This window comes from Microcoleus sp. S36b_A4 (assembly GCF_036700645.1).
Classification (GTDB): domain Bacteria; phylum Cyanobacteriota; class Cyanobacteriia; order Cyanobacteriales; family Microcoleaceae; genus Microcoleus.
In genome coordinates, this window is record NZ_JAUBPI010000004.1 from 1 (window position 1) to 25,090 (window position 25,090).

Below are 25,090 nucleotides of genomic sequence, written 5' to 3' on the forward strand. Positions count from 1 at the left end.
GGTCTGACCAGTTTTTTTTCAACAATTCTCTAAAAGCCTCTTGACAAAAGACTTACAGTCTTAACTTGTCACCAATGCTCCTGCAAGGATTGCTATATGGTATGATATGCGTTGGCGTCATTACCAATTCCCAATTCTCACAACAATATTAATAGATTTCTTATGAAATACTGGTACGAAACGCTCGCAGTAGCGCAGCGAATTTTAATTGAATTGGGGAGGCGGCGACGCAGCTTAGTCTTGTGGAGTATATTTCCAGTTTCTATCTTGGTAATTAACGGTTTAATTTTAAAAGAACGCGCTAATCTCAGCACAGCAAAAGCCTTTGAAACTGCTGCACCTGCCAGCTTAGTAGGAGCAGCTTTATTTTTTAGCTGTCTCGGTGGTAGCGTAGCAACAGTAGTAGCAGAGCGAGAACAGCATACCCTCAAACGCTTGTTTATTTCCCCGCTGAGCGGCACTTCCTACTTTTTAGGAATTTTCCTTGCTCACAGTTGCATCGGCATCGGTCAGGTAATTTTAGTATACACGATCGCCTCTTGTTTAGGAGCAAAATTTCAAGGCTCAATCCTGTTAGGATGTGCGATTATTCTGCTCAGTATTGTATCTTATGTAGGTGTAGGCTTTATTCTCGGCACCCAGTTTGCGAGGCGCACTGAAGATGTCAACTCGCTAGTAGCGGCTTTCGGCGTTCCTTTGTTGATTTTAGGAGGCGCATTTTTGCCTACTTCGCTGTTTCCCAAAAGTCTGCTGGATCTCGCCCAGTATAACCCAGTTTATCACATGAACGAAGCGCTGATGGGTGTGTGGGCTGACGGCAAAGATTTGGCTGATATTGCAGAACACTTTTGGTATTTATTCATATTTTCTATTGCCATGATTGTAGGTGGATGGCTTTCTTACCGCAGGATGCTGAGAGTAGAAAGAAGACTTTAAAAGTATCTCATTATGTCCTAATTCTTCATCTCTCTCTTCTCTTCCTCTGCGGTTTAATCGTTCAGAAAAAACCGTAAATATATAAAATAATACGGAGAATTAAAGCAGTGCTGCAAATTGAAAATTTAAATAAGTCTTACGGCGAGCGTTCAGTGCTTAAAGATTTAACACTGCACATTCAAGCTGGAGAAATTTACGGTTTGCTCGGATCAAACGGGGCAGGAAAAACTACTACTATCAATATTTTATGTAATTTGCTAAATGCCGATAGCGGTCAAGTTTCTATCAATGGCGAACCTGTTTCCGAAGCTACAAAATTGTTAATAGGTGTAGCGCCCCAAGAAAATTTGCTTTACAAAAGCCTTAGCTGCGAAGAAAACCTCAACTTTTTTGCTCAAATTTACGGCTTAGAGCGCAAGCAGCGGCGCTATCAAGTAAGACACTGTTTGAAAGCAGTAAATTTGACAGATAGAGCTACAAGCCCCGTGGAAACTTTGAGCGGAGGAATGCAGCGCCGTTTGAATATTGCGGTAGCTTTGGTACACCAGCCTAAGTTAGTAATTTTAGACGAACCGACAACGGGTTTAGATATTGAGGCCCGCTATGAAATTTGGGAGTTAATTCAGCGATTGCAATCGGAAGGAATTACAATTTTGCTGACAACTCACTTGTTGGATGAAGCTGAGCGGCTGTGTCACAGGATTGGGATTTTAAAGAATGGCAGTATTGTGGCGGAGGGCAGTTTGGAGGAGTTGCAAAAACTGATTCCGGCCCAAGAGATTATCGTCGTAAAAACCGAGGAAGAAGCTGAAGTCATCGCCCGCGCTAAACAATACAGTTTCATTCCCCGCCGCTACGGTAGCGATTTAGCTTTTTGGCTGCCGGAACGTTTAGAATTAAAAGAGATTATTCTGCTGTTCGATGGGATTTCTATTGATTCAATCGCTCGGTATCCGGTGCGGTTAGAACATATTTATGTCGAAGTCACCAAACAAACTGCATCTTAAATATGCGTCCATCAGCGTACATCCGCCCGGTGCGCTTCAAAAACCAAAGAAACCGGGTTTTTTGCCATTTTTGGCGACTGTAACGCACTATCTCGCAAAAACCCGGTTTCTGACCACCCTAACGGGTTTACACAGTCTTAGCCCACTCGATCCAAGTTTCCATCGGGTGGAAACCCACTGATTTGTAAAGCTTTGTTGCCCCCGTCAAACTGTCAGCATCAACGCTGAGTTTAGCTGTGTTTGCACCCGCTGCTTTCAACTTATGCAAACCAGCTAATAGCATCGCTTTTCCTAAACCCATTTTCCGAAAGTCGCGCCGCGTACCCAACAATTCAATCCAACCGTCTTTTGTGCCACTGCGGGCGTTTTTTTGGGGTTTGATTTGACAGTCGCAGAAAGCTGCAAATTTTCGTGAAGCGAAGCTATCCCGCAGAGAATCGCCCGAAACAGCAATCAAGTCTAATTCCGGCTTATAATTCGGATCTTGCATCCAATAACGCACGGTTTCGGCAGTTAAATCGTGGTGATTCCAGTGATCGATAAATGACTGGTTGAACATTTCTACCCAGGGTTGGATGTCTTGTTCTCCTGATACGTGTGTCAGCACAAAATCTGCGGGAAATTCGGGTGTTGGTATTGGTTCAGCGAGGGATCGGGCCATTGTCCAAAAATAGCGATCGACCTCAAAGCCCTGTTTTTTTAAAAGCATGATTTCATCTGTTTTATCCTCCCGGCTGTAGGTACGCAATTTCGCGGGCAAGTTCCGTTCTTTCGCCACTTCGCGCAGCCGCTTTTCTCCCCACTTAATTATGTCTTTTTCTAATCCTTCGCCCCGGAAATTTGGATGCACATAAAACCACAGACAAGCGTCTATTTCAGCCGGGAAATCTGGCATATCTAGGAGTGACAAACCGATTAGTTTGTAATTACCATCTTCCCACAACTGCACGTCGCGGGCTTTGTCGAGTTTGGGTGCATCAAGTATTAGCTTGAGTTCAGTTGCTGACACTTCTTCGCCGAGTCGATCCACTGCTTCGCAAGCATCGATCAAATTTGCGATCGCGCACCAGTCAGTTTCGCCCTTGTAGGAGCGTGTTGTTAAGATATTCATAGAAAACTTGCAATCCGTAACTTCGGACTGTTCCTCTTAATGGGTATTGGCAAACAAGTACAGTGAATTTCTTGCAAAAATCCGAGTTTTTGATGCTTAACCGCAGATAAACGCGGATAAACGCGGATGTAATGCAGATTTATTGTGGTGTCGATAAAACTCAGAAACCTGTTTATATCACCCAGGCTTTCAGGTTTTATCTAATTAGGCAATCATAAAAATTGGTTTGCCCCTTCGGGCTAGTTTTGTATGTGAGTTTATGGCTGGATGTCGATGAGTCGCGCTCTCTTTCGTTACCAAGCTTGGTGCTTAAGTAACTATTGTTTGAATAAAGTTTCTACAGCTAAGTAAAGAAGTTGTCACCCCCACCGGGTAGTTGATTTTTACTTTTGCTCTGTTTTACAATAAATCCTTTTTCAGGGTTTTTTGGCTCCTCGTGTTAACTCGCCCGATCGGGATAGGGGAGAAGTTGAACTTATTTAAAAGTTGCCTATTTCAACTATAACCTGAGCTGTTTTTTTTTGCAACTTGGAAATTGAGGGAATGTTGCTAGTATTAACGAGGCTGGCATTTGATTGCAGGAGCGCTCCGGCTTTTAACCAGCCGTAACTGTAATTTATATAACGTTTTTGCCTGAGTTGATGATTTAATTTTATCCAAACGTTAAACTAACGTTAAACTGTTTTTTACAGATTAATATGAGGTAAATATGCTCGACAACCTCGATTTAGATATTTCGCTGGATAAAGAAACCTATGATGCCAAGATAGAAATTTTAATGCAACAGTTGCGATCGCTCCAACTAGCCTGCTGGGAAAAAAAATTGCCCGCAATTATCGTTCTCGAAGGCTGGGCCGCTGCCGGCAAGGGTGCTTTAGTCAAACAAATGGTAGGGTACATGGACCCGCGGGGGTTTGCCGTCCACCCGATTTGGCCGCAGTCAGATGCAGAAATGGGCTATCCTTTCCTGTGGCGGTTTTGGCAGAAACTCCCTGCCCGCGGCAAAATTGGTTTTTTCTACCACAGTTGGTACACTCACATTTTAGAAGACCGATTGTTCGATCGAGTCTCCGACGCCGAAGTACCCACAGCAATCAGGCAAATCAACGCCTTCGAGCGGCAGATGGTTGATGACGGCGCCGCAATTGCCAAATTTTGGATTCACTTGAGCAAAAAAGAACTCAAGCATCGGCTCAAAAAACTAGAAGACGACACCTTACAAGCTTGGCGAGTGCGGCCAGAAGATTGGAAACAAGCCAAAAAATACGAAGAATACACAACTTTTGCCGAAGAAATGGTAGCCCAAACCGGCACGGGCCCCGCACCTTGGACGCTAGTAGAAGGCGATTGTCAGCGGTGGGCGAGAGTCAAAGTTTTAACGCAAATGGCAGCGACAATTACAGAAGCCTTAGACAGACGAACGATGCAATCAGCACCGATACAATTGCCGCATCAAGAACACTTACAACCTACTGAACCCGACTTGCTGGCCCAAGTAGATTTAACTCAATCGTTGTCGCCCGACGAATACAAACAGCAACTTCGCGAGGAACAAAGTCGTTTTGGGAAACTGCAACAAAGTATCTACGAAGAGGAAATCCCCGTGTTAGTGCTGTTTGAAGGTTGGGACGCCGCCGGTAAAGGAGGAGCAATCAAACGCTTGACGGATGTATTAGACCCCCGCAGTTACACCGTTAATGCCTTTGGGGCGCCGACAGACGAAGAAAAAGCCCACCAATACCTCTGGCGGTTCTGGCAACGGCTGCCAACTGCTGGTAAAATCAGCATTTGCGATCGAAGTTGGTATGGTAGAGTGCTCGTCGAGCGAGTCGAAGGATTTGCCACCGAACCCGAATGGCGCCGAGCTTATCAGGAAATCAACGAATTTGAGGAGCAACTCACCAGTTTCGGTTGTGTCTTAGTTAAATTCTGGCTGCACATCAGTCCTGACGAGCAACTAAAGCGGTTTACAGAGCGGCAAAACAATTCATTTAAACAATACAAACTCACCGAGGAAGATTGGCGGAATCGGGAAAAGTGGAATTATTATGAAGTAGCGGTGAATCAAATGATTCAGCGCACCAGCACGCCGGCTGCTCCCTGGACGCTAATTGCGGCCAATAACAAGTATTATGCTCGTGTTAAAGTAATTCAAACGGTAACGCAGGCAATTCGGAATCAACTGAAGCGCCGATAAAGTGGGATTGCTGAATCGGTAACAGGTAATGGGGAAAAAAGTAGGCAGAACAAAGCAGGCTTGAATTGTCAATTCCACCTGCGGCGTCCTCGCTCCATTACCAATTACCAATCAACTATTACCAGTTATCAATTACCAATTAACAGTCAGCAATCTGTGACTGGAAGTAGCGGGCTTGCACCCTGCAACCAATAGTTGATAGCTGACCGGAATCGAGCATCAGAATAAATGCGATCGGACTGCGTTATTCGCGAAAGTTAAAAACCCACCGATGCCCGTATTTCCTCCCGCAGCTAAATTCGCGCTCGTTTCCACACTTCCGTACTAATTTATGAAGACACAGAATATTGCAAGATGCCAGAACTGTTAGCTCGCATTCTATTTCTATTCCTCCTGTTCTCACTGATCAAATCGTGGTGGGATCAATCAGGAGGTAAAGACAATCCGTTATTAGACCGACTGCGCGTTTTGCTGCTGATCAGCCTTTTGTTCCTGGCTTTTTTTGCGCCAGACACACCAGTCGGAGCAGCGATTTTCGGGCTCATAGCCTTCTTCTTTAAGCCGTTGGGTTTTTCCATCACTCTGCTGGTGATTGCGTCGGCGCTGATCACGAACGGGGGCATCCGCAACCCGGCGCCGAGAATGATCCTGGCAGCGCTGCTAGTTTTGATCCTTTCGAGTATGCCAGTTGTCGCTTACTGGTTCGCCGACCAAGCAGAACGGGACGCCGCTGCTGCCGTCCGCACAGCTTGCTGCGATGAAACTGCCGCGGCGATAGTTCTCCTAGGCAAGGGAACCACTCAGCCTCACATCCCCAACCGAGTAGCGATTCAACTGACAGATACAGGTAATCGCCTGCCCTATGCTGCCGTTTTGTACCGCCAAAAAGTGGCACCGATGGTCATCGTTACCGCTGGCCCCAGACCAGAGTTGGAGGGTTATGTTGGGGAAGCGAAGGATATCGAGACTTTGCTGGCAAACAACATGGGCGTGCCGCGCAGCAGTATCGTTCTCGACGATAACGGCAGCAACATACGCACCAGCGCCCAAGAAGTGAGAAAGATACTCGACAGCCGTGGCGCCCCGCGCAAAGTAATCCTGGTAACATCTGCGATTCAGATGCGCCGTGCCAGCCTCGCTTTTGCGAATATGGGAATCCAGGTGATTCCTAGGGCTACCGACTTCTACACTTTTCAACCCACATCAGGAGGAAAATCCAGACTCCGCTTAGACGCGGGAGATTTTCTGCCCAGTGCAGAAGCTTTGGTAACTACGACGCGAGTATTCGATGAATATTTCGGGTCTTTTTATTACTATTTGCGCGGCTGGCAGGCTCCCAGAGCCTAAAGTGGCAAGTTGCTGGTGTTTTTCTTAGGCAACAGCGACTGCTCCCCAGATTGGTTTAACATCTGATGAGAATGAGACCTTTGTGGGGAGCTGTATTTTTTTCTCATTCCGGCGGGGTCGCCGACAATCAAGTTTGCCATGAATGCAAACAATACCCAAAAGATAACTGGCTCCCACTCGGATTTTTTGGGCGGTGCTTCTGGGGTTGTGACAGATTCGACGTTGACTTTGATATCTAGTTTGCCTTCAATTTCTTTGCCTTTGAGAACTCCCTCCTTGCACACACCCTTAAAAATCATGGGAGCGGGCTTTGGTGCTTCTGCTTTCGCTTCATCTGCCATTTTTTTATCCTGGTTTTGGTGAATCCGGTTGGATAGTACATTCTTAAAGGTTCGGGGGTTTTCCGGACAGGATTTCGCGAACTCTGAAAGAATTAAGTTAAATATGCACCTCGCCCCTTACAGGGGCTTAAACATAAGCATCTGAAGGCATTTCGAGCTAGTGCTGGTTTTTTTTAGATAGCAGCCTGGCCTTGAAGCTGCTACTTATATATCGGGGTGAAGGGGAGATGTTTATGCAAAGTACAGGTTTTTTATGAAAAATTTATTTGCTCCCGGTGGGCAGAAACGTCAATAGCCTGAAGTTCGAGCTTGGTTGAGATCCCCGAAGAAACCCAGTTTCTTCCCGCAGCGGGCCCAAGTGACGCAATTCCGTTAATAAACCGGGTTTATGGCTCAATATCGCGCCAGGAATACCAATCTAAAATTTAAAATGATCGAAATAATCGAGCGTGAATATATCCACCAGCCAACTATCTTCATTGGAACCCGAACAACTAGCAGCTTGGGCAAAAGAGGCAATAAATTGCAGTAAATTCGGTCAAATCCCCGCGTACATACCTCTCCTTGCGCGAGCCGAGAGACAAGGATTTGCCGTGCAAATTCGGGCAATTGACGGTAAATTTTTGAGCTGGGGTAGCATTGCTCAAACATTCCCGCTGATGAGTGTAGTCAAGCCCTTTGTGCTGCTTTATTTGCTGTGCGAATTGGGCGAAAAAAGGGTATTTGACTGCGTTGGCTGTGAGCCTTCGGAACTGCCTTTCAATTCCCTCATTCAACTCGAAATAGACGAAGGGAAGCCGAGAAATCCGATGATTAATAGCGGAGCGATCGCCCTAGCGTCTTTGATTCCCGGTCAAAATTCTGTGGCGCGCTGTCAAAACTTGCTCGAATGGTTAAATCAACAGGCAAACAGTCAGTTATTTCTTGATGAGTTAATGCTCGATTCAGTGAAGACAAATCCGAATCCAAACAATTGGAATCTAGCCTTGAGAATGGTAGAATCTGGTTATATTCAAAATGCAGAAATTGCTTTAGAAACCTACAACCGCGTCTGCTGTTTGTCGGGAAGTGTGGAGGATTTAGCTAAGCTGGGGATGGTTTTGGTAAAAAGTGGCGATCGACAAATCGGCGAAAACAGCCGTACTGTCAAAGCACTGATGGCAACTTGCGGTTTGTATGAAGCATCCGCCCGCTTTGCGCTGCGGGTGGGACTGCCGGCCAAGTCGGGAGTTAGCGGGGCAATGCTGTCGGTAATTCCGGGTCAAGGTGCGATCGGCTTTTACAGTCCGCCCCTGGATAAAGACGGAAATTCTATCGGTGGCTTATTTCTATTAGAAAAAATAGCTCACAGTCTGCGGCTAAGCGTATTTGATTAGATTGGTCAGTAGTCAGTAGTCAGTAGTCATTAGGAATGGGGAATGTCTAATGGGGAATTGGAAAAAAGGTAATTTTCCCTACTGACAACTGACAACTGACAACTGACAACTGACTAATGCTTTTCGCCCAAAATAGCATAAACCACAGTCTCTTCTTTTTTGCCGCGTAATTGAATCGAGCCTACTTTTTGGCCTTCGTAGCGATCGCGCACGTAAGAAAAAGTCCTCGCCGTCACCAACAAATTAAAAGGACTGTCAGAAACAATTTCCTTATTCATCGCCTCCAATCTAGCAGCAACATTGACAGCATCGCCGATCACAGAATAATTCAAACGCCTGGAACCGCCCACGCTGCCAGCAACTAACTGTCCGGTATGCAAACCGATGCCAAACTTAATTAAAGGTTTGCGTTCAATTCTAAGCTGCTGATTAAGTTGGTGCAGCCGTTCGTGCATCGCAATACAAGCCGCAACTGCATTCAAAGCATCTTGTTGAATTTGTCCATATTCGGTATGGCAAAAAGGCACCCCAAAAACTGCCATAATTGCATCACCGATGTATTTATCTACAACGCCGCCGTGATCCATAATACAGTTGGTCATCGCTTGCAAATAATTGTTCAGCCAGGTGAGTAAATCTCGCGGCGGCATTTTTTCTGAAATCGAAGTAAAACTACGAATATCCATAAACAGCACCGTTGCTGTAAGTTCTTGAGGTTCGAGTTCTCCCTGTTCAAATATCTCAGCTTTGCGTTGCCAAATAAGCTGAGCAGTCTCTGGATCGACGTGCTTTTCAAATAACCTCATCAACTGCTGCTTTTCGTACTGTTCCCGCAGTTGCAAAGCAGTGCTAGATAAAATGAGAGTGCCGATAGGTGCGGCAATCGGAACCCACCAAAAAAAGAAGCCAAATAACAAAGCAGCAGCCGCAATCCAAATTATAGGCAAACCGAGAGCGATCGCAATTCTCTCTTGAACACCTCGCTTGCCCAGAACCAAAGCAGTAAGCGGGCCAATCCCCAACAATAACAAAATTTCTACCACTACCGGCAGCCGCTGCAGCAAGCGTTGATTGAGCACATTGTCAACCAACGCTGCATATAAATAAACCCCAGCCGTAGTCTTGTTGAGAGGTGAAGATATGGGGTCGAATCCCGTAGCAACTATGCCCACTAAAACTAACTTATTGGTCAGAGCATCTGCGGGAATTCTACCTTCTACGACATCAACAAAACCATAGGTAGATAGATTTTCTGTTTTCCCCGGCCAGTTAATCCAAACTTTTTTTTCCTGCTTATTTTTTGAATGTGGAAGCAATACTGGATCTTGGGGATTAGCAGCATTGTACCTGTGAGTCATGGCTAAACCGAAATTAGGAATCCCGTTGAGAAAGATTTTTGACTCGCGGGTAATACCGTCGCTATCGGCTTCTTGGCTGATGTGGCCGACACCTGCGGCGGCTGCTTTTAAAGAGGCTACGGGTTCTTCTTTGGGGGTTCTAGGGAGTACAACTTTGCCGTTGGCGGCGATTGCAGCGGCTAAAATATCATCTTTCGGACTTGGATCGAGAAAAAGAATGTCAAAACCAACTGCTGTAGGGGGAGATTTTTTCAGTGCTTCTAGCAGTTCGGCGTAGCGGTTGCGGGGCCAAGGAAATTGACCGTATTCTTGCAGGGAATGTCGTTCGATCGCAATTACCACAATTCTCTCATCCCATCCGGGATTGGGCAAAATTCCCAATTCTCGAATTTGAAAGAGAGTTTTGTATCCCAAATATTCAAGGGGTTTCCACATTCCCACTTGCAGCATGATGACAGACATTATACCTACTACTGCCCCTGTCATCCAGGGAGGATTTGTTGCTATATATTGCCGGAGGCCGAGCAGTTGATTTTGTTTGAGATGATCGATCCATTCTTTGAACTTCATGCAATTAATTTGACGAAATCATTGACATTTGAGTCCGACCTTCGAGAGGAGTTATATCAATCCTCGCATCCTTTTTAAATTTTTTACCCCACCCCAACCCTCCTCTTATCAAGGGGAGGGAGTAAGAAATTCACAAAGGATGCAAGGATAGCTATATATCAATTGCGGTGGCACTCCTGTTGATTGTTAACTGTTGACTGTTGGCTGTTGACTTGCTATTTAAAAACTGAATGCTTGACTGTTAACTATTGACTCGATTTTATGATTCCGATGCAACCGGAACGCATATGATAGTCATGAAGTTTTACAAAACCGTAATGGCGAAAGGTTAACGCCAAATTTATTTATTTTGAGTAATCTCTTGGGCATCTAAATTATATTTGTAGGCGAGCGGGACACCTCACAATAATTGAATTAAACTTGACTTTAAGATTTAGACGCGGCTGGGCTTACGAAGTTTCACCGCGAAATGCTTCGCCCTTACACGAAATAATCAACTCAACTAAAACTTACGATCTAACTCAGATCCTCAGAGACTGCCCGCGCAATTGGCTCTGAGAGGTTGTTTAGGGAACGGCGAGGCTGTAGTGCCGTTCTGTGACTGACGGCCCTCGCACTACGATTTGGAGGCGGCGGCTTGGAGGTAAAATTCCTTGGATCTTGAAGTTGCCATTTCGATCGATCTTAATAGCTTCGTTGTTGACATAAAGTGTGTCGATCGGGTTAATTTGACCGCTGAGGCGATAGATATTGCCGCTGAGTCTCAACAACCTGCGGACTTTGAGTTTAGCTAGGCGAGGGCTGGCTGAGGGCGCCACGGGCGAGGTTTGAGGGAAAATTGTCGTGGAGTTGCCGCTGTTGACAACTACTTCCGAGTCGGTGTTGCCGGATACTACGACTTCACCTTCAATCGTTTCGACTGCGGTTTTACCCCCGCCGACACTGACGCCAAAGGAAGTGCCGCGGACTCCCGCAACGCCTTCTGGGGTTTCAACCCTGACTGGGGCGGTTTTGGCAGATTTTTTTTGTTGGGCAATTTGACTCGATTTGCCGAGTCCGCTGAAGGTATTGAGGGACGCTATTTGGTTCGGCGGGATAATTGTTGAGGTGCTGGCTGCGGGAGTTGTCGCCGCAGTTTTGCCGATCGACAACCTGACTCGCCCCCTGCTGACAAAAATGGCTGTGTCTTTTTCGCCGCCTGCACTGCTTGACAAATTGGATATTCTGACTGCGGTTTTTTCGCCAACTTCCACGGTGCCGAGGTTGTTGTCGATGCCTAAACGGGCTGTGGAATCGGGGCCGGTGATGATTTCGTCTCCGGGGGCGAGTAGCCGATCGCCCACAACCGCCGGCCGCCCTTTAAAGCTGACTGTACCGCGAATTTCTTCTATTTCGAGCGATCGCGCGCCCGTTGTTGCCTGAGCGTTTATCATCTCTGCTGGGGATGGATTCGCCGCCACTGTTGTCGGATTTTTGGGAGATTTTGAGGCGGTTGGTAGTGCTGGCTGTCGATCGACTGAGATAATTTTAGTAGGGTTAGACGGCTGTTTGGGGGATGCAGAGAGCGGACTGGCGATCGTCGCACGACCAAGCGGCAGACAGGCAAACACAGCTAATGATAAACTTAGGAGCGGAATTTGGGTCGAGCGCCCACAGGTAAAAATTTTATTCATAATTTCAATTTTGTCATATTGAAGTTTCTAGACTTCCTTTCCTGTATCAGACACCCTAAATCCGGCAATCGTTCGACTTTTTATGCCCTAACACAGCAGCACAAATAAACTTTCTCAGCCTGAAATTTTAGCATTAAATCTTTTTTTTATTGTCCGATTGTAGTAAACCGTTACAACATGACCGTTTCCTAGAATCTGACATTCGGAAAATTTTGCAAGCTAGACTCCAAGTGCTTTACAGCATTAATCTTAGCCGATGTCAACGTTAGAAATACAAGATTTATATATAGCAAACCTAAAATTAATTACTGCTTCTGAATGTCTTTTGGCTTCTACCGGAAGGATGACTAATTGGAAATAAATCCTGTAGTTGTGGCAATTAATAAAAAGATTGTTTTTGGGAATGGATAAAAAATAATTATCTCCGTGGTGCGCGAGGCTCTGGAAGTTGAGCTTGCCGCTGTGTAACCTGATGAGGCAAACCCAAGCGAATCCGGGTAGACGATCGACGAACTCCGACTAGAATACCGTTTTTTAGGGAAAGTTGGTGGAAATTTCGAGGGAAAATCATAGCGAGCGATCGCCTGCTGGTGTTGCTGTTGAGAAGTAGACGCCAAACTGTAAAATAAACGGTTGTATATAGGTTATATAGAGCAGGAGAACAATTTCAGTGGCAATAGAAGTAGGTCAGAGAGTGAAGGTGCGCCGTCTCAGAGATCGGATACCTGCAAATATAGTGGGCAAGATAAAGGAGAATCCAGTAGGCACTGTTGACGGATTCAAAATGGTTGACGGTAGCGGAGTAGGCGTGGTTGTCAAGTTTGACGGTTTTGCGACTTGGTTCTTTGAAGATGAGCTAGAACCCGTTTAACAGAAGGCAGTTGTCAGTGGGCAGTGGGCAGTCGGTAGTGGTTGTTTCTGATTCCTGATGTGTGAGTTGTTAGCTGCTACCAATAACAACTGACAACTGACAACTGACAACTGCCCCCCTCCCCCACTCTGGCTGAAGGTTGCGCTTAAATGTTAAAGAGTAAGCTTTGGCAGTGAGAACAGAAAATGGCTTTGATTTTGACATTTTTGGGCAAAGGCGGCACTGGCCGCAGTACGATCGCGATCGCAACAGCTAAAAAATACGCGGCTCAAGGCAAGCGAGTTCTGCTGCTCGGCCAAGATCCGGGCCCTGCATTGGGCATCCTGCTAGGGGTTCCCCTGACTCTCAACCCTCAAGAAATCGCCCCCAACCTCAAAGCAGTTCAGGTGCAAAGCGCGCCGCTGCTAGAACGCAGGTGGGACGAAGTTAAACAACTAGAAGCTCAATATGTCCGCACTCCGTTTTTCAAGCAGATTTACGGTCAAGAATTAGGAGTGTTGCCGGGAATGGACAGCGCGCTGGCGTTAAACGAACTTCGGGAATACGAGGACAGCAAACAATACGATGTAATCGTTTATGACGGCAATGGCGGCATGGATACGCTGCGGATGTTGGGAATGCCGGAAATTCTGAGTTGGTACATCCGCAGGTTCCGTCAAGCTTTGGTAGATTCGGATTTGGGGAAAGCGCTTTCACCTTTTATTCAACCGGTTGTGAGTACCGTGTTGACGGTGGATTTGTCGGGAGACAATGCTTTTCAATCTACTAAGCAAGTCGATAATCTCTTGGATAAGGGTAAGGAAGCCCTGGCAGATCCGAACCGCACGGCGGCTTTTTTGGTGACGACTGGGGATGCAAGTGCGATCGCAACTGCGCGCTATCTTTGGGGAAGTTCTCAACAAGTTGGCTTGACTGTGGGCGGTGTCATTGTTAATCAAGCATCGGTTACAGAAGCTATTACTGCCGATTTTGAGCCTTTGACGGCTGTTTCGGTTCCGGCGCACACTGACAATAATTGGCAGCCGCTAATTGATGCTTTGCCCGATTTTTCTCAGGCGGCAAAAGCTCCTCAACCCATTAACATCAACATTGCACAGCGTCAAGTTAGTTTGTTTTTGCCTGGGTTTGACAAGAAAGAAATTAAATTGATTCAATCCGGGCCGGAAGTGACGATCGAAGCTGGCGATCAGCGACGCAATATTTTGCTGCCTCCGGCGCTAACTGGCAAGTCTGTTACTGGTGCTAAGTTCCTGAATGGTTACTTGATTATTTCTTTTTAGGGTAAGGAAGAAGGCATGACACGGATACAGTGATGAATTATCGAGTTCTCTAATATCCTGTCTTGTTGATTCGCGAGTGTATAATTTGTGAGATCGTAGTGGCGGGTTTCACAAACCAGAATCGCTGGAAAAAAACAATCTCGAAAACCCGCCCTCTCCTCCCCACGATAAATCGAAATATACATTCAGATTTACCGTGGGGTGGGGGCGGGTTTATATAGATTGTTGGTCATCGTTATACATTGTTGGTGAACCCGCCCCTAGGAACCAAATGTACATTCAACCGCCAAATCTGCTACAATCTCCAGACAGTTTTCACGATTACTGGTAAAGTTAATCCCTAACTTTTAAACCATCGACTCTTATGAAAGAAAGAGATATTATTAGGCTGCAAGCCCTTGGCGCTGCTTTAGCTAAACTAGATTCATCTGTCCAGCTTGGCGAGTTGGAAGAGAATATAAGTCGTCAGATATTGGCTTTAGAAAAATTAGCCGAACAAAACAACACTCTGAACGAAATTTACACAAAAGAACGCCTCGACTTAAAAGAGCAGTACCAAGCAAAATCAAAAGACAAACGATACCAGCCGACAAGTGACAGCATTTACAGCACGGATGCTGCAAATTTAAGCCCTTCCTTTCCTCAGCCGCCTGAAGAAATGGAAAATCCCTCTGAAATAGCTAAAGCCTTTGACAATTTAATTGCATCTTTTAATAAAATCAAAAGCCTGTACGCGGTTGAAAACCCTCTAGAAAGTTTTCAAATCATGATGGAACAAGAAGCGATCGCACCTTTGATTCTGGAAGGTTACGATCGCATTCGAGCGCTATTTCCTACGGAAAGATTAGGCTTGGAAGTGAAAACCGATCCAGAAATTGCCAACTGGCGATCGCTGTGGATTGCTATCTACACTAAACTCGAAGTCGAGGAAGCTTTTGCAAAGTTAAATATCCTTGATGATAGTTGGTGGCTCGAAGCTAAAATAGCTGCCCCCAAAAATGATTTACATATTAGCCTTGAATGGGAGTCAAATGAGATTTGATTGGTCTGAATATTTGAATTTAGCTCAAGAGTTAGCTGCCACGAATAGTGACAGTTCACCTAACAGGGAAGCCAAGTTGCGATCGGCGATAAGTAGAGCATACTATTCGACATTTTGCCTAGCGCGAAATTACTTGCGCGACATTGAACAAGACCCAAGACTTTTTCGTAAGAATCGCGATATCAACGAACATCAATATGTAGCAAAAGAATTTATATACCACCCAACTAAAATGAAAAATATGACCAAAATAGGTGAAAATTTAAGTATATTGAGAGAACTTAGGAATAAAGCTGATTATGAAGATACTATGTTTAACTTACAAAGAGAAGCGAGAACTGCGTTAATGCTAGCTGAGAATATTATTTCAGCGTTAAGTAAGTTAACTCAATAATCCCAGAAATGGGAATTGAACCCAATAAACTTTAATTGCAACTCGTGCAAAAACCCGGTTTATTGAAGAAACCGGGTTTTTTAAGACAATTACCTAACTTTTACCGTTGCCGTTTCCATTGCCGCCAGTGGTTAGCAAAACCCGCTTAGCTAAAGGTTCCGGTACTTCTTGCAGTCGATCGAACTCCCAATTAAAAAATCCAACTCCCATTGTCTGCGATCGCAATTCTACGATCAAATTCTGCATTTCTGCGATCGGCAAATAAGCAGAAACTGCATCCCATCCCTTCCAGTCTTTTTTACCTTCGTAGCCGAGAATTTGGCCGCGGTGTCCGCTGACCAACTGCAACACCTTTGATGTACACTCGTTCGGAGCGCAAATTTCAACTTTGGCGATCGGCTCCAGCAATGCCGGTTCGCACTTCGCCATTCCCTCCTGCATCGCCAAACGCGCCGCTTGCTTGAAAGCTTGTTCGGAACTGTCCACAGAATGGTAGGAACCGTTCGTCAGCGTCACCGCTACGTCTACCACCGGGAAACCCAGCGGGCCGCGATCCAAATATTCGCGCACTCCCACTTCCACGCCGGGAATGTACTGTTTTGGGACGACGCCGCCGACTATTTTGTCGGTGAAATTGAAGCCTTCGCCTCGTGGCTGCGGCTGAATGTCGAGGTACACGTCGCCGAATTGTCCGTGTCCGCCGCTTTGGTGTTTGTAGCGCCCGTGGATAGAAGATGCAGGTTTGCGGATGGTTTCTTTGTACGGCACTTGCGGTAAGTGAGTTAGCATCGGCAAGTTATACTTGCGGCGCAACCTGTCCAAGGCTACTTTCAGGTGGATTTCGCCTTGACCCCAAAGTATAATTTCGTGAGTGTCGCCGTGCTGTTCCCAGACTAAAGATGGGTCTTCTTCTAGCAATTTAGCTAAAGCGGAGCTCAGCTTAACTTCATCGTTGCGCTTTTCTGGGACGATCGCCAGTGCGTAGACAGGCGGGATGATTTCGGCTTTTGGCAATTCTTCCGATCGGTCTAGCGCCAGCGTATCGCCTGTTTTCAAGCCTTCTAGCCTTCCCAAGGCGACAATTTCCCCGGCGCTGACAGACTGCAAACTTTGCGTTTGCTGGCCGGTCAAGCGGTACAAACCGTTAACTCGAACGCCGTTCAAAATTGCTCCGTCTGCCAGCGTCCCCCGCCACATTCTCACTAACGATAGTTTGCCTCCCTGCGGCGTGTAATAGGTTTTGAGGATTTGAGCTAGAACTTTGTTTTCACTTAGTATAATGCCGCGGCGCTCGGCTGTAGTTTCCGGTGTCGGCGCTTCCCTCAGCAAAGCTTCGAGCAAAGGCCGCACGCCGAAATCTTGTTCGGCGATGCCGATGAATACTGGCACAATTAAATCTGCGCCTAATTCCATCTTTAAATCGCGGGTAATTTCTTCGGCGTCGGGATTGATTTCTTCGAGCAATTCTTCGAGTAAATGGTCGTCAAAATTCGCCAATTCTTCCAACATTTGCTGCCGCGCTGCGCTTTCTTGTGCTTTGAGGTGTTCTGGAAGCGGAACGGGATCTGCGGCGGCGCCCGGATGGTAGTGGTAAGCTTGTTCGGTTACTAAGTCGATAAAACCGATGATTTGTTCGTTTTTGCCGATCGGATATTGGTGAGGTACGATCGGTCTACTGGAAACGGATTTGAGCGCGTCGATCACCTCGGTGAAGTTGGTGCCACAAGTAGTTTCGTCTGTGTAAGCTCGATCGATCTTGTTGATGAAAACTAAGTGGGGAATTTCCCAATCATCGAGGAATTTAAACAGGGGTGCGAGGGTTAAAGTGCGATCGGCAACGGGTTCGCAAACAATTATCGCCGCATCCACACCAATCAGCGCATTGTAAGTTTCTTGGACAAATTCTACTGAACCCGGACAGTCGAGAAATGTGAAGCGGACGCCTTCATATTCAGCGGTGGCGGCGTTTACTTCTACGCTCATTTGGCGATCGCGTGCTTCGGGCGAACTATCACCTATTGTGTTGCCATCTTTGACATTTCCTTTGCGGGTAATTGTCCCTGTCACCGACAGCAAACTTTCGAGCAGTGCGGTTTTACCGCTTAAATAAGGGCCAACAATTGCAACGTTTCGCGTGGCCCCAAGGACTTTTTCGTTCATATTGCCTCCAACAGAAAACTTGTTTTCCATTGCTCTTGGTGCAATCAGTTCTCTATCATTTTCTAGACTTTTTCTAGGTTAATTTTTATTGCATTTTCGAGCAACTTCAGATTTTGGTATGATTCTATACTTTTGACGGTAGCGTATTTTGAGTGACGCAAACACAAATTGTAGTTTTTCTTAATATTTTTTTTTATTTTTAACCGCAGATGAAGGCAGATTGACGCAGATGAACGCAGATAAAATTTTGGTTCCCAGGAAGAGTCTGGGAACGCATTTTACTCTTGCTCTGCTTCGATTTTAGCGGTTTTTCGTGTCTAATTTCTCAGCAGTCGCAAACCGCTTAAGGTTACTATTACTGTAGAGCCTTCGTGACCGATGACGCCGAAAGGCATGGTGATATTTCCGAAAAAATTAGCTGCCAACAACAGCATAATGCAACTGAGTGCAAAAACAATGTTTTGTTTGATAACTTTTTGAGCGCGGCGGCCCAAACTAATTGCTTTAGCTAGTTGCTCTAACTTATCTGCCATTAATACGATATCAGCAGTTTCTAAAGCAACATCGCTGCCGGAAATTCCCATCGCAATGCCTACGGAAGCTTGAGCGAGGGCGGGGGCGTCGTTGATGCCGTCTCCCACCATTGCTACAGTTTGATACTGGGTTTGCAGTTGTTTAATTGCCTGCACTTTGTCTTCTGGCAAAAGTTCGGCGTACACTTCTTTGATGCCTAGTTGACGGGCGATGTGTTGAGCTGTTTGCTCGTTGTCGCCGGTTAGCATAATTATATGTTCTACGCCTAATTTTTGCAAGCGTTTTACCATTGCTGCTGCTTCGGGGCGGATGGTATCTGCTACTGCAATGATTCCTAAAAGTTGCTCGCCTTTTGCCACCCAAACAACGGTTTTACCCTCTGCTTGCAACTGCTGGCTGATTTGACTCAATTCGGAAGTTGTTTCGACAAATTCCGCTTTACCAATGGCAATGATTTGATTGTTGACTTTACCGATAATTCCTTGACCGATTTTTGCTTGTACGTCGGTAGCGGTTGACAATTGTAACTGTTGTTGCTGGGCGGCGCTGACAATTGCGTGGGCGATCGCGTGTTCGGAATGAGCTTCTAGGGCTGCCGCAAATTGCAGAACTTCTGTTTCAGTATATCCGGCTGCTGGTACAATTTGGATAACTTCAGGTTTTCCCGTGGTGAGAGTTCCGGTTTTGTCAAAGGCGATCGCCCTGACTTTACCAATTATCTCTAATTGCGCGCCACTTTTAAACAAAATTCCCTGTCTCGCCCCATTAGCAATTCCCGAAAGCAGCGCCGGCATAATCGAAGCCATCAGCGCGCAGGGGGATGCGACTACTAGGAAAATCAGCGCCCGATAGATTGTCTCTTCCCAATTCCAGCCCAAAACAAAGGGTGGCAAAGTTGCCAGCAGTAAGCCTAAACCGACAATTAATTTGGCATAACCGCGCTCGAATTTTTCCACAAACATTTGAGAAGGCGGCGCTGCTGTTTGCGCTTCTTGAACCAGCCGAATCACTCGCTGAATCAAGCTGCTTTCTGGAGTTTTATGAACTTCGAGTTTCAGCGCGCCGACACCGTTAATTGTACCTGCATAGACTTCATCGCCACTGGTTTTTTCCACGGGCATCGATTCGCCGGTAATCGAGGCTTGATCGATCGCACTGTAGCCTTCAATAATTATCGCATCTGTGGGGATGATTTCTCCGGGCTTGACTAAAATGTAATCGCCAATTTCCAATTTGTCGATCGCAACTTCTCGTTCCCCGCCGTACATTACCACCCTAGCAGTATCCGCCGTCAAACTCATCAAACTGCGGATGCTGCGTTCAGTCCGCTGCATAGCATAACCTTCCAGCGCGCCGCTAATTGCAAAGATTAAAATCAACACTGCACCGTCAACAATTAAATGATATTCTTGCCGCCACAGCCCCAAACCGGCCGCGCCCAAAGCAGCGACAATCATTAACAAATCTACATCTAATTCGCGTTCTTGAAAAAGGGTAGTTAAGCCTTCGCGGGTACTGGAATAGCCGCCGATAACATAAGCTGCGGGCAAGATTAACACGGCTACACCCAGCCAGCCGAATTGCAGGGCTAGCGAACCCAAGATTACTAGAATTCCGCACAGGGCGGCAGTCACAGCATCTGGATGTTCTTCGGCTAACTGGGAGATGCGAGAAAGTGACAAAGAATTAGAAGTCATTTGTAAAGCTTGATTTAGTAGAATGACTCCTGTAGCCTAAACGTTGACATTAATGTCAATGTCAAGAGTAAAACCCAACAAAATTACAAAACTCAATAACCATCCATACCCATCTGCGTCCATCCGCGTTTATCCGCCCATATCTGCGGTTAAAAAATCCCATGCAACAATACCTGACAATCAAACAACTTACAGAAGCGGTAAAAGGCACAATTACCCCTCGGATGGTGCGACATTATCACGCTTTGGGGCTGCTATCTCCGGCGGTACGATCGACCTCTAACTACAGATTGTATACCCGCAGCGATGTGCAAAGACTCCAAAGAATAGTGGCACTCAAGCAGCAAGGCTTTCAACTGTCTCACATCCGCAAACTGTTAGAAACAGACGCGGATGCTTCCCCTGATGCGCTGATGGCGACTCTGCAACGGCAATATCTGTCGGTTATTCAGCAAATTGTTCGCCTCAGAGAAACGGCTTCGGCGCTGGAAGGATTGCTGGGGCGGGATATTTCCTGTCAAGCGGTGCAAGCGGACGCACTGGCGCAATTAAGGCTGTTGCAGGCGGAAACTGAGGGGGGGTTGGATGAGTTGGAACAACTTTGGGAGGGTTGGGATGCGGGGGCGCACACTCACCCGGAGGATTTTGGGGAGTCGTTGCAGCATTTGTTGCCGGATTTGGCCGATCGCTCGGAAATTGAGGTAGACTTGCTTTCTAAATTGGTGTTAGCCTGCGGTGATTGTTCGCTGCTGCCGTTTGTGAAGTTGAGCGAAACGGCGATTCAATCGGCGCGGGAAGCTTTGAAAATTCAGTGTCAAATTGTGGCTGATGTGCCGCCTGTTTTTGCGGCTTTGGATCAAACTAGATTGGCGCATTTGGGAACAAGTATTGCAACTTTAATTGATGACCCGCACATTAATGCTGCGGCGGAAGCGGAACAGGAATTCTGGCAGCAGCCTGAGTGGTTGGATAAGTTGTTGAAACTCGAAAAGGGATGTATATTGGTGATAGGATATGCGCCGTCTGTGTTGATGGCGGTTTGCGAGGCGATCGAGAGTGGGCAACTGCAACCGGCTTTGGTAATTGGAATGCCGATCGGTTTTAGTCATTCTCCGGTGGCGAAACGGCGGTTAGTGCGATCGGGTGTTGCTTATATTACGACTGTGGGGACTTTTGGCGGCGGATTATTGGCGGCGGTTGCTTTGAATGCTTTGGTTGATTCTTTGATTGAAAAGCCGAATTGTCATTGTCATCTCAAGTGAAGAGGGAATTTAGGTTTATTGTGGCTTAATTTGTTTTTTACTCTTTTATTCGTTTCAATCCCTGATAGGGAGTTAGGTTAATTGCGGCTTTTAAAATCGCCACCGGAAACTCGCACCCGGCAAAGTTTCAATCCCTGATAGGGAGTTAGGTTAATTGCGGCGTCGATAATTGCTGTGATGGCGCGGGAGCGATCTGGTTTCAATCCCTGATAGGGAGTTTGGTTAATTGCGGCCTGCCCCCACTGCGATCGCAAAACAATGCACGAGGCACGTTTCAATCCCTGATAGGGAGTTTGGTTAATTGCGGCAAGACGACAGCGGCCTTTCTGGCGAATTTGAAGAGGAAGTTTCAATCCCTGATAGGGAGTTTGGTTAATTGCGGCGTTTACCAACAAACTGATTGTACCAAACTATTGAGTTTCAATCCCTGATAGGGAGTTTGGTTAATTGCGGCTTTGAGTTATCCGGAATCCCCCCTAAACCCTCTGTTTCAATCCCTGATAGGGAGTTTGGTTAATTGCGGCCAGCGCCAGCGCAATTTTGCCTGAAAGCACCGGGTTTCAATCCCTGATAGGGAGTTTGGTTAATTGCGGCGCTCTGACATCTAGTGCATCGTCAACGGCAGCAGTTTCAATCCCTGATAGGGAGTTTGGTTAATTGCGGCTTAGTTTTCTGACAACTATAGTTATAAATGCGTTTCAATCCCTGATAGGGAGTTTGGTTAATTGCGGCCGAAGTCTTCACTTGGATCGGAATCTGCGTTAGAGTTTCAATCCCTGATAGGGAGTTTGGTTAATTGCGGCTTGGCGCTAATTCTGCGTTAAATATGCAGTCTTATACACAGTTTCAATCCCTGATAGGGAGTTTGGTTAATTGCGGCGAGGATGGGGTTTTAAGTGGCTATCGGTCTGTCAGTTTCAATCCCTGATAGGGAGTTTGGTTAATTGCGGCGTAACAGCCAGAGGGTAATACCAGACAAGCTCAAGTTTCAATCCCTGATAGGGAGTTTGGTTAATTGCGGCGTGCCAAGCAAATCAGCTTTGACCTGGCAATCTGAGTTTCAATCCCTGATAGGGAGTTTGGTTAATTGCGGCCTGTTTCGCCAAGATAAAGACCGTAAGCAATAGAGTTTCAATCCCTGATAGGGAGTTTGGTTAATTGCGGCCGTCGCTGTTGCTCGCTGACATAAATCTCTGTTGCCGTTTCAATCCCTGATAGGGAGTTTGGTTAATTGCGGCGCTGGTTTTGATTTTTCTCAATCAGCCACAACTTTAAGTTTCAATCCCTGATAGGGAGTTTGGTTAATTGCGGCTTTAAAGTCATCGGGAGCTGATACCCGTTAAAAGTTTCAATCCCTGATAGGGAGTTTGGTTAATTGCGGCCCCGCCTTGTTCTTCTGTTTGTGTCGGAGCATTTTGCGTTTCAATCCCTGATAGGGAGTTTGGTTAATTGCGGCATTGAGGACTCGGACGCGAAGGTGCATAAATATGTTTCAATCCCTGATAGGGAGTTTGGTTAATTGCGGCAGGATTGGGGGGTTGACAAGGGGTTCCCGGAGGCGGGAGTTTCAATCCCTGATAGGGAGTTTGGTTAATTGCGGCATCGTTGCTGTGCTTGACGTAGGGAGTTGGTACGTGTTTCAATCCCTGATAGGGAGTTTGGTTAATTGCGGCGGTAAAGAGCAAGCTATTCGTGATGCCAATATCGTTTCAATCCCTGATAGGGAGTTTGGTTAATTGCGGCCACTCCGATCGCCACTTCGGCATCAGCGGCAAAATCGTTTCAATCCCTGATAGGGAGTTTGGTTAATTGCGGCTTTGAGGTTTGCGCCGATCGGGTTGAGTTTCTCAGTTTCAATCCCTGATAGGGAGTTTGGTTAATTGCGGCGCTTTCCGGGCCGCTTCCTGCGGTGTTGTACCGGGTTTCAATCCCTGATAGGGAGTTTGGTTAATTGCGGCTATTAAGCAGCCCCACCTGGGCAATGCGCGATCGGTTTCAATCCCTGATAGGGAGTTTGGTTAATTGCGGCTGATCCGTTTTGTCTTTCACCGTGTACACAGCAATGTTTCAATCCCTGATAGGGAGTTTGGTTAATTGCGGCCTTACTAGCTATATAGGATTAACTTGGACTATTAAGTTTCAATCCCTGATAGGGAGTTTGGTTAATTGCGGCTTTTGAGCCTTAAAAAGCAGTTCTATCGGGTCAGTTTCAATCCCTGATAGGGAGTTTGGTTAATTGCGGCTCAGTTTTAGACCAATGAGGAGTGACGTTCCTCAAGTTTCAATCCCTGATAGGGAGTTTGGTTAATTGCGGCTCTGCCTCAGCTTGTGCTTTTTGTTTGAGATTTTCTAGTTTCAATCCCTGATAGGGAGTTTGGTTAATTGCGGCAATAAAAGAAGACTATGGGCATCAGTGGAAGTTCGTTTCAATCCCTGATAGGGAGTTTGGTTAATTGCGGCACCGGATCGTTTGGTGTTGCTACGCAAACCGGAGGTTTCAATCCCTGATAGGGAGTTTGGTTAATTGCGGCTATCCCCTTTCTCTGGGATATCGGGATAGATAGCGTTTCAATCCCTGATAGGGAGTTTGGTTAATTGCGGCGCAGAAGCGGGCTTCAATGTTTGGCTCAATGACATTGTTTCAATCCCTGATAGGGAGTTTGGTTAATTGCGGCCCTCATTACCGCTCACGAATTGTTTGCCGATTTCCACCCCTGGTTTCAATCCCTGATAGGGAGTTTGGTTAATTGCGGCTTAATCAGCGGACTGCCAACGCCAGAGATAGAGCAGGTTTCAATCCCTGATAGGGAGTTTGGTTAATTGCGGCCGGCGAGGGAAAACCTGTCTAAGTCTTCCCCGCGCTCGTTTCAATCCCTGATAGGGAGTTTGGTTAATTGCGGCCTTAAGGGCACTCTAGCTTTGTCCGAGATTGACTTAGTACGTTTCAATCCCTGATAGGGAGTTTGGTTAATTGCGGCCTACCCATCGCGGTCGCTGTCCCTACCCTTCGATGTTTCAATCCCTGATAGGGAGTTTGGTTAATTGCGGCTCGACGATAATGGAAATCTCAAGTACATTACCGCTCTCGGGTTTCAATCCCTGATAGGGAGTTTGGTTAATTGCGGCTTGATAGCTGCTTGGGAAGTAACCGCTAAGGTAGTTAGTTTCAATCCCTGATAGGGAGTTTGGTTAATTGCGGCTCTAGTGAAGCGGATGCGCTCAAACAAAACCCTAACGCTTTAGTTTCAATCCCTGATAGGGAGTTTGGTTAATTGCGGCGAGCCCACCTAGAGCCAGGTAGCAGAGTTATGCGTTTCAATCCCTGATAGGGAGTTTGGTTAATTGCGGCGCTTGGGGGAAATCTCTGTTTCCCAGATATGCCGGCACGTTTCAATCCCTGATAGGGAGTTTGGTTAATTGCGGCTTTTAAACAGCACGCTCTATCTCTGGGAGTATATCTATCGTTTCAATCCCTGATAGGGAGTTTGGTTAATTGCGGCTGGCAATCTTCTCGGCAGAGGAGGCGGCCAAAGAAGTTTCAATCCCTGATAGGGAGTTTGGTTAATTGCGGCTAGATGCGGGGGAACAGCCCGACACAGAAGAAACGCGTTTCAATCCCTGATAGGGAGTTTGGTTAATTGCGGCTGTGCTTGCATTTCCCAATCTGCGGCCCAACAAAGTTTCAATCCCTGATAGGGAGTTTGGTTAATTGCGGCTTACGGCGCACCGTCTGCCAACCTCCCCGGTACAGTTTCAATCCCTGATAGGGAGTTTGGTTAATTGCGGCATCAAAGAGTTTCCGGTGTTTGAGGAGGTAATTGAGGTTTCAATCCCTGATAGGGAGTTTGGTTAATTGCGGCTCAAGACGCTGCTGGCAAACTTGCCAGCAGCAACGTTTCAATCCCTGATAGGGAGTTTGGTTAATTGCGGCCCT

16 protein-coding genes and 1 CRISPR repeat array (1 of these 17 cut by a window edge) are annotated in these 25,090 nt (G+C 46.5%); of the genes, 10 read left to right on the forward strand and 6 right to left on the reverse strand.

All coding sequences use genetic code 11. The features are described from left to right. Nucleotides 1–162: 162 nt before the first annotated feature. Nucleotides 163–936, forward strand: a complete 774-nt coding sequence (locus QUA03_RS02250; RefSeq protein ID WP_333209321.1) for an ABC transporter permease — start codon at nucleotides 163–165, stop codon at nucleotides 934–936. A 107-nt stretch (nucleotides 937–1,043) separates the two neighbouring features. Then, nucleotides 1,044–1,943: an ABC transporter ATP-binding protein gene (locus QUA03_RS02255; RefSeq protein WP_333209322.1), complete on the forward strand. Its 900-nt coding sequence runs from the start codon at nucleotides 1,044–1,046 to the stop codon at nucleotides 1,941–1,943. 127 nt (nucleotides 1,944–2,070) lie between these two features. Here QUA03_RS02255 and QUA03_RS02260 read toward each other — a convergent pair whose 3' ends face one another. Beyond that, nucleotides 2,071–3,054, reverse strand: coding sequence for a GNAT family N-acetyltransferase (locus tag QUA03_RS02260; protein ID WP_333209324.1), 984 nt, complete (start codon nucleotides 3,052–3,054; stop codon nucleotides 2,071–2,073). A gap of 709 nt (nucleotides 3,055–3,763) precedes the next feature. Between QUA03_RS02260 and pap the strand changes: the two genes are divergently transcribed. Next, nucleotides 3,764–5,251 (forward strand): polyphosphate:AMP phosphotransferase, encoded by a 1,488-nt coding sequence (gene pap, locus QUA03_RS02265; RefSeq protein WP_333209325.1) that lies wholly within the window; start codon nucleotides 3,764–3,766, stop codon nucleotides 5,249–5,251. A gap of 354 nt (nucleotides 5,252–5,605) precedes the next feature. Continuing rightward, nucleotides 5,606–6,598, forward strand: coding sequence for a YdcF family protein (locus tag QUA03_RS02270; protein ID WP_333209327.1), 993 nt, complete (start codon nucleotides 5,606–5,608; stop codon nucleotides 6,596–6,598). On the opposite strand, the gene QUA03_RS02275 is transcribed toward QUA03_RS02270, so the two are convergent. Beyond that, nucleotides 6,595–6,939, reverse strand: a complete 345-nt coding sequence (locus tag QUA03_RS02275) for a hypothetical protein (RefSeq protein ID WP_333080265.1) — start codon at nucleotides 6,937–6,939, stop codon at nucleotides 6,595–6,597. The two genes, QUA03_RS02270 and QUA03_RS02275, sit on opposite strands and share 4 nt — an antisense overlap. A gap of 449 nt (nucleotides 6,940–7,388) precedes the next feature. Between QUA03_RS02275 and glsA the strand changes: the two genes are divergently transcribed. Further along, nucleotides 7,389–8,315: a glutaminase A gene (glsA, locus tag QUA03_RS02280; RefSeq protein ID WP_333209329.1), complete on the forward strand. Its 927-nt coding sequence runs from the start codon at nucleotides 7,389–7,391 to the stop codon at nucleotides 8,313–8,315. A gap of 113 nt (nucleotides 8,316–8,428) precedes the next feature. Here the strand turns inward: glsA and QUA03_RS02285 are convergent, their stop codons facing one another. Together QUA03_RS02285 and QUA03_RS02290 are read right to left on the reverse strand one after the other, a co-directional pair. Further along, on the reverse strand, nucleotides 8,429–10,243 hold the full coding sequence (locus QUA03_RS02285; RefSeq protein WP_333209330.1) for an adenylate/guanylate cyclase domain-containing protein: 1,815 nt from the start codon (nucleotides 10,241–10,243) through the stop codon (nucleotides 8,429–8,431). 566 nt (nucleotides 10,244–10,809) lie between these two features. Further along, nucleotides 10,810–11,916 (reverse strand): FecR domain-containing protein, encoded by a 1,107-nt coding sequence (locus QUA03_RS02290; RefSeq protein ID WP_333209332.1) that lies wholly within the window; start codon nucleotides 11,914–11,916, stop codon nucleotides 10,810–10,812. A 670-nt stretch (nucleotides 11,917–12,586) separates the two neighbouring features. Here QUA03_RS02290 and petP point away from each other — a divergent pair. From petP to QUA03_RS02310, 4 genes are all read left to right on the forward strand, one after another. Beyond that, nucleotides 12,587–12,787 carry a cytochrome b6f subunit PetP gene (gene petP / locus QUA03_RS02295; protein ID WP_333070922.1) on the forward strand — a complete coding sequence of 67 codons (201 nt, stop codon included), beginning with the start codon at nucleotides 12,587–12,589 and terminating at the stop codon, nucleotides 12,785–12,787. A gap of 185 nt (nucleotides 12,788–12,972) precedes the next feature. Then, nucleotides 12,973–14,067 (forward strand): Get3/ArsA fold putative tail anchor-mediating ATPase NosAFP, encoded by a 1,095-nt coding sequence (locus QUA03_RS02300; RefSeq protein WP_333209333.1) that lies wholly within the window; start codon nucleotides 12,973–12,975, stop codon nucleotides 14,065–14,067. Nucleotides 14,068–14,431: 364 nt separating this feature from the next. Next, nucleotides 14,432–15,109: a hypothetical protein gene (locus QUA03_RS02305; protein ID WP_333209335.1), complete on the forward strand. Its 678-nt coding sequence runs from the start codon at nucleotides 14,432–14,434 to the stop codon at nucleotides 15,107–15,109. Continuing rightward, nucleotides 15,099–15,503, forward strand: coding sequence for a HEPN domain-containing protein (locus QUA03_RS02310; protein WP_333209337.1), 405 nt, complete (start codon nucleotides 15,099–15,101; stop codon nucleotides 15,501–15,503). Before QUA03_RS02305 ends, QUA03_RS02310 begins: the two co-directional genes overlap by 11 nt. 93 nt (nucleotides 15,504–15,596) lie before the next feature. Here the strand turns inward: QUA03_RS02310 and QUA03_RS02315 are convergent, their stop codons facing one another. Both QUA03_RS02315 and QUA03_RS02320 read right to left on the reverse strand, forming a co-directional pair. Then, the gene (locus tag QUA03_RS02315) at nucleotides 15,597–17,663 is read right to left on the reverse strand and encodes an elongation factor G (RefSeq protein WP_333209338.1); all 2,067 of its coding nucleotides are present in this window, start codon (nucleotides 17,661–17,663) and stop codon (nucleotides 15,597–15,599) included. 317 nt (nucleotides 17,664–17,980) lie between these two features. Continuing rightward, nucleotides 17,981–19,894, reverse strand: a complete 1,914-nt coding sequence (locus QUA03_RS02320) for a heavy metal translocating P-type ATPase (RefSeq protein ID WP_333209340.1) — start codon at nucleotides 19,892–19,894, stop codon at nucleotides 17,981–17,983. Nucleotides 19,895–20,055: 161 nt separating this feature from the next. Between QUA03_RS02320 and QUA03_RS02325 the strand changes: the two genes are divergently transcribed. Beyond that, nucleotides 20,056–21,156 carry a precorrin-8X methylmutase gene (locus QUA03_RS02325; protein ID WP_333209342.1) on the forward strand — a complete coding sequence of 367 codons (1,101 nt, stop codon included), beginning with the start codon at nucleotides 20,056–20,058 and terminating at the stop codon, nucleotides 21,154–21,156. Between the two features lie 51 nt (nucleotides 21,157–21,207). Further along, nucleotides 21,208–25,090: a CRISPR direct-repeat array (repeat unit 37 nt; unit sequence GTTTCAATCCCTGATAGGGAGTTTGGTTAATTGCGGC); it runs 283 nt beyond the window's last position.

What these genes read in the sequence shown, in the direction of transcription:
- QUA03_RS02250 (WP_333209321.1), top strand. Translation starts at nt 163, where the DNA reads ATGAAATACTGGTACGAAACGCTCGCAGTAGCGCAGCGAATTTTAATT.
- QUA03_RS02260 (WP_333209324.1), bottom strand. Translation starts at nt 3,054, where the DNA reads ATGAATATCTTAACAACACGCTCCTACAAGGGCGAAACTGACTGGTGC.
- pap (WP_333209325.1), top strand. Translation starts at nt 3,764, where the DNA reads ATGCTCGACAACCTCGATTTAGATATTTCGCTGGATAAAGAAACCTAT.
- QUA03_RS02270 (WP_333209327.1), top strand. Translation starts at nt 5,606, where the DNA reads ATGCCAGAACTGTTAGCTCGCATTCTATTTCTATTCCTCCTGTTCTCA.
- QUA03_RS02275 (WP_333080265.1), bottom strand. Translation starts at nt 6,939, where the DNA reads ATGGCAGATGAAGCGAAAGCAGAAGCACCAAAGCCCGCTCCCATGATT.
- QUA03_RS02285 (WP_333209330.1), bottom strand. Translation starts at nt 10,243, where the DNA reads ATGAAGTTCAAAGAATGGATCGATCATCTCAAACAAAATCAACTGCTC.
- QUA03_RS02290 (WP_333209332.1), bottom strand. Translation starts at nt 11,916, where the DNA reads ATGAATAAAATTTTTACCTGTGGGCGCTCGACCCAAATTCCGCTCCTA.
- QUA03_RS02300 (WP_333209333.1), top strand. Translation starts at nt 12,973, where the DNA reads ATGGCTTTGATTTTGACATTTTTGGGCAAAGGCGGCACTGGCCGCAGT.
- QUA03_RS02305 (WP_333209335.1), top strand. Translation starts at nt 14,432, where the DNA reads ATGAAAGAAAGAGATATTATTAGGCTGCAAGCCCTTGGCGCTGCTTTA.
- QUA03_RS02310 (WP_333209337.1), top strand. Translation starts at nt 15,099, where the DNA reads ATGAGATTTGATTGGTCTGAATATTTGAATTTAGCTCAAGAGTTAGCT.
- QUA03_RS02315 (WP_333209338.1), bottom strand. Translation starts at nt 17,663, where the DNA reads ATGAACGAAAAAGTCCTTGGGGCCACGCGAAACGTTGCAATTGTTGGC.
- QUA03_RS02320 (WP_333209340.1), bottom strand. Translation starts at nt 19,894, where the DNA reads ATGACTTCTAATTCTTTGTCACTTTCTCGCATCTCCCAGTTAGCCGAA.
- QUA03_RS02325 (WP_333209342.1), top strand. Translation starts at nt 20,056, where the DNA reads ATGCAACAATACCTGACAATCAAACAACTTACAGAAGCGGTAAAAGGC.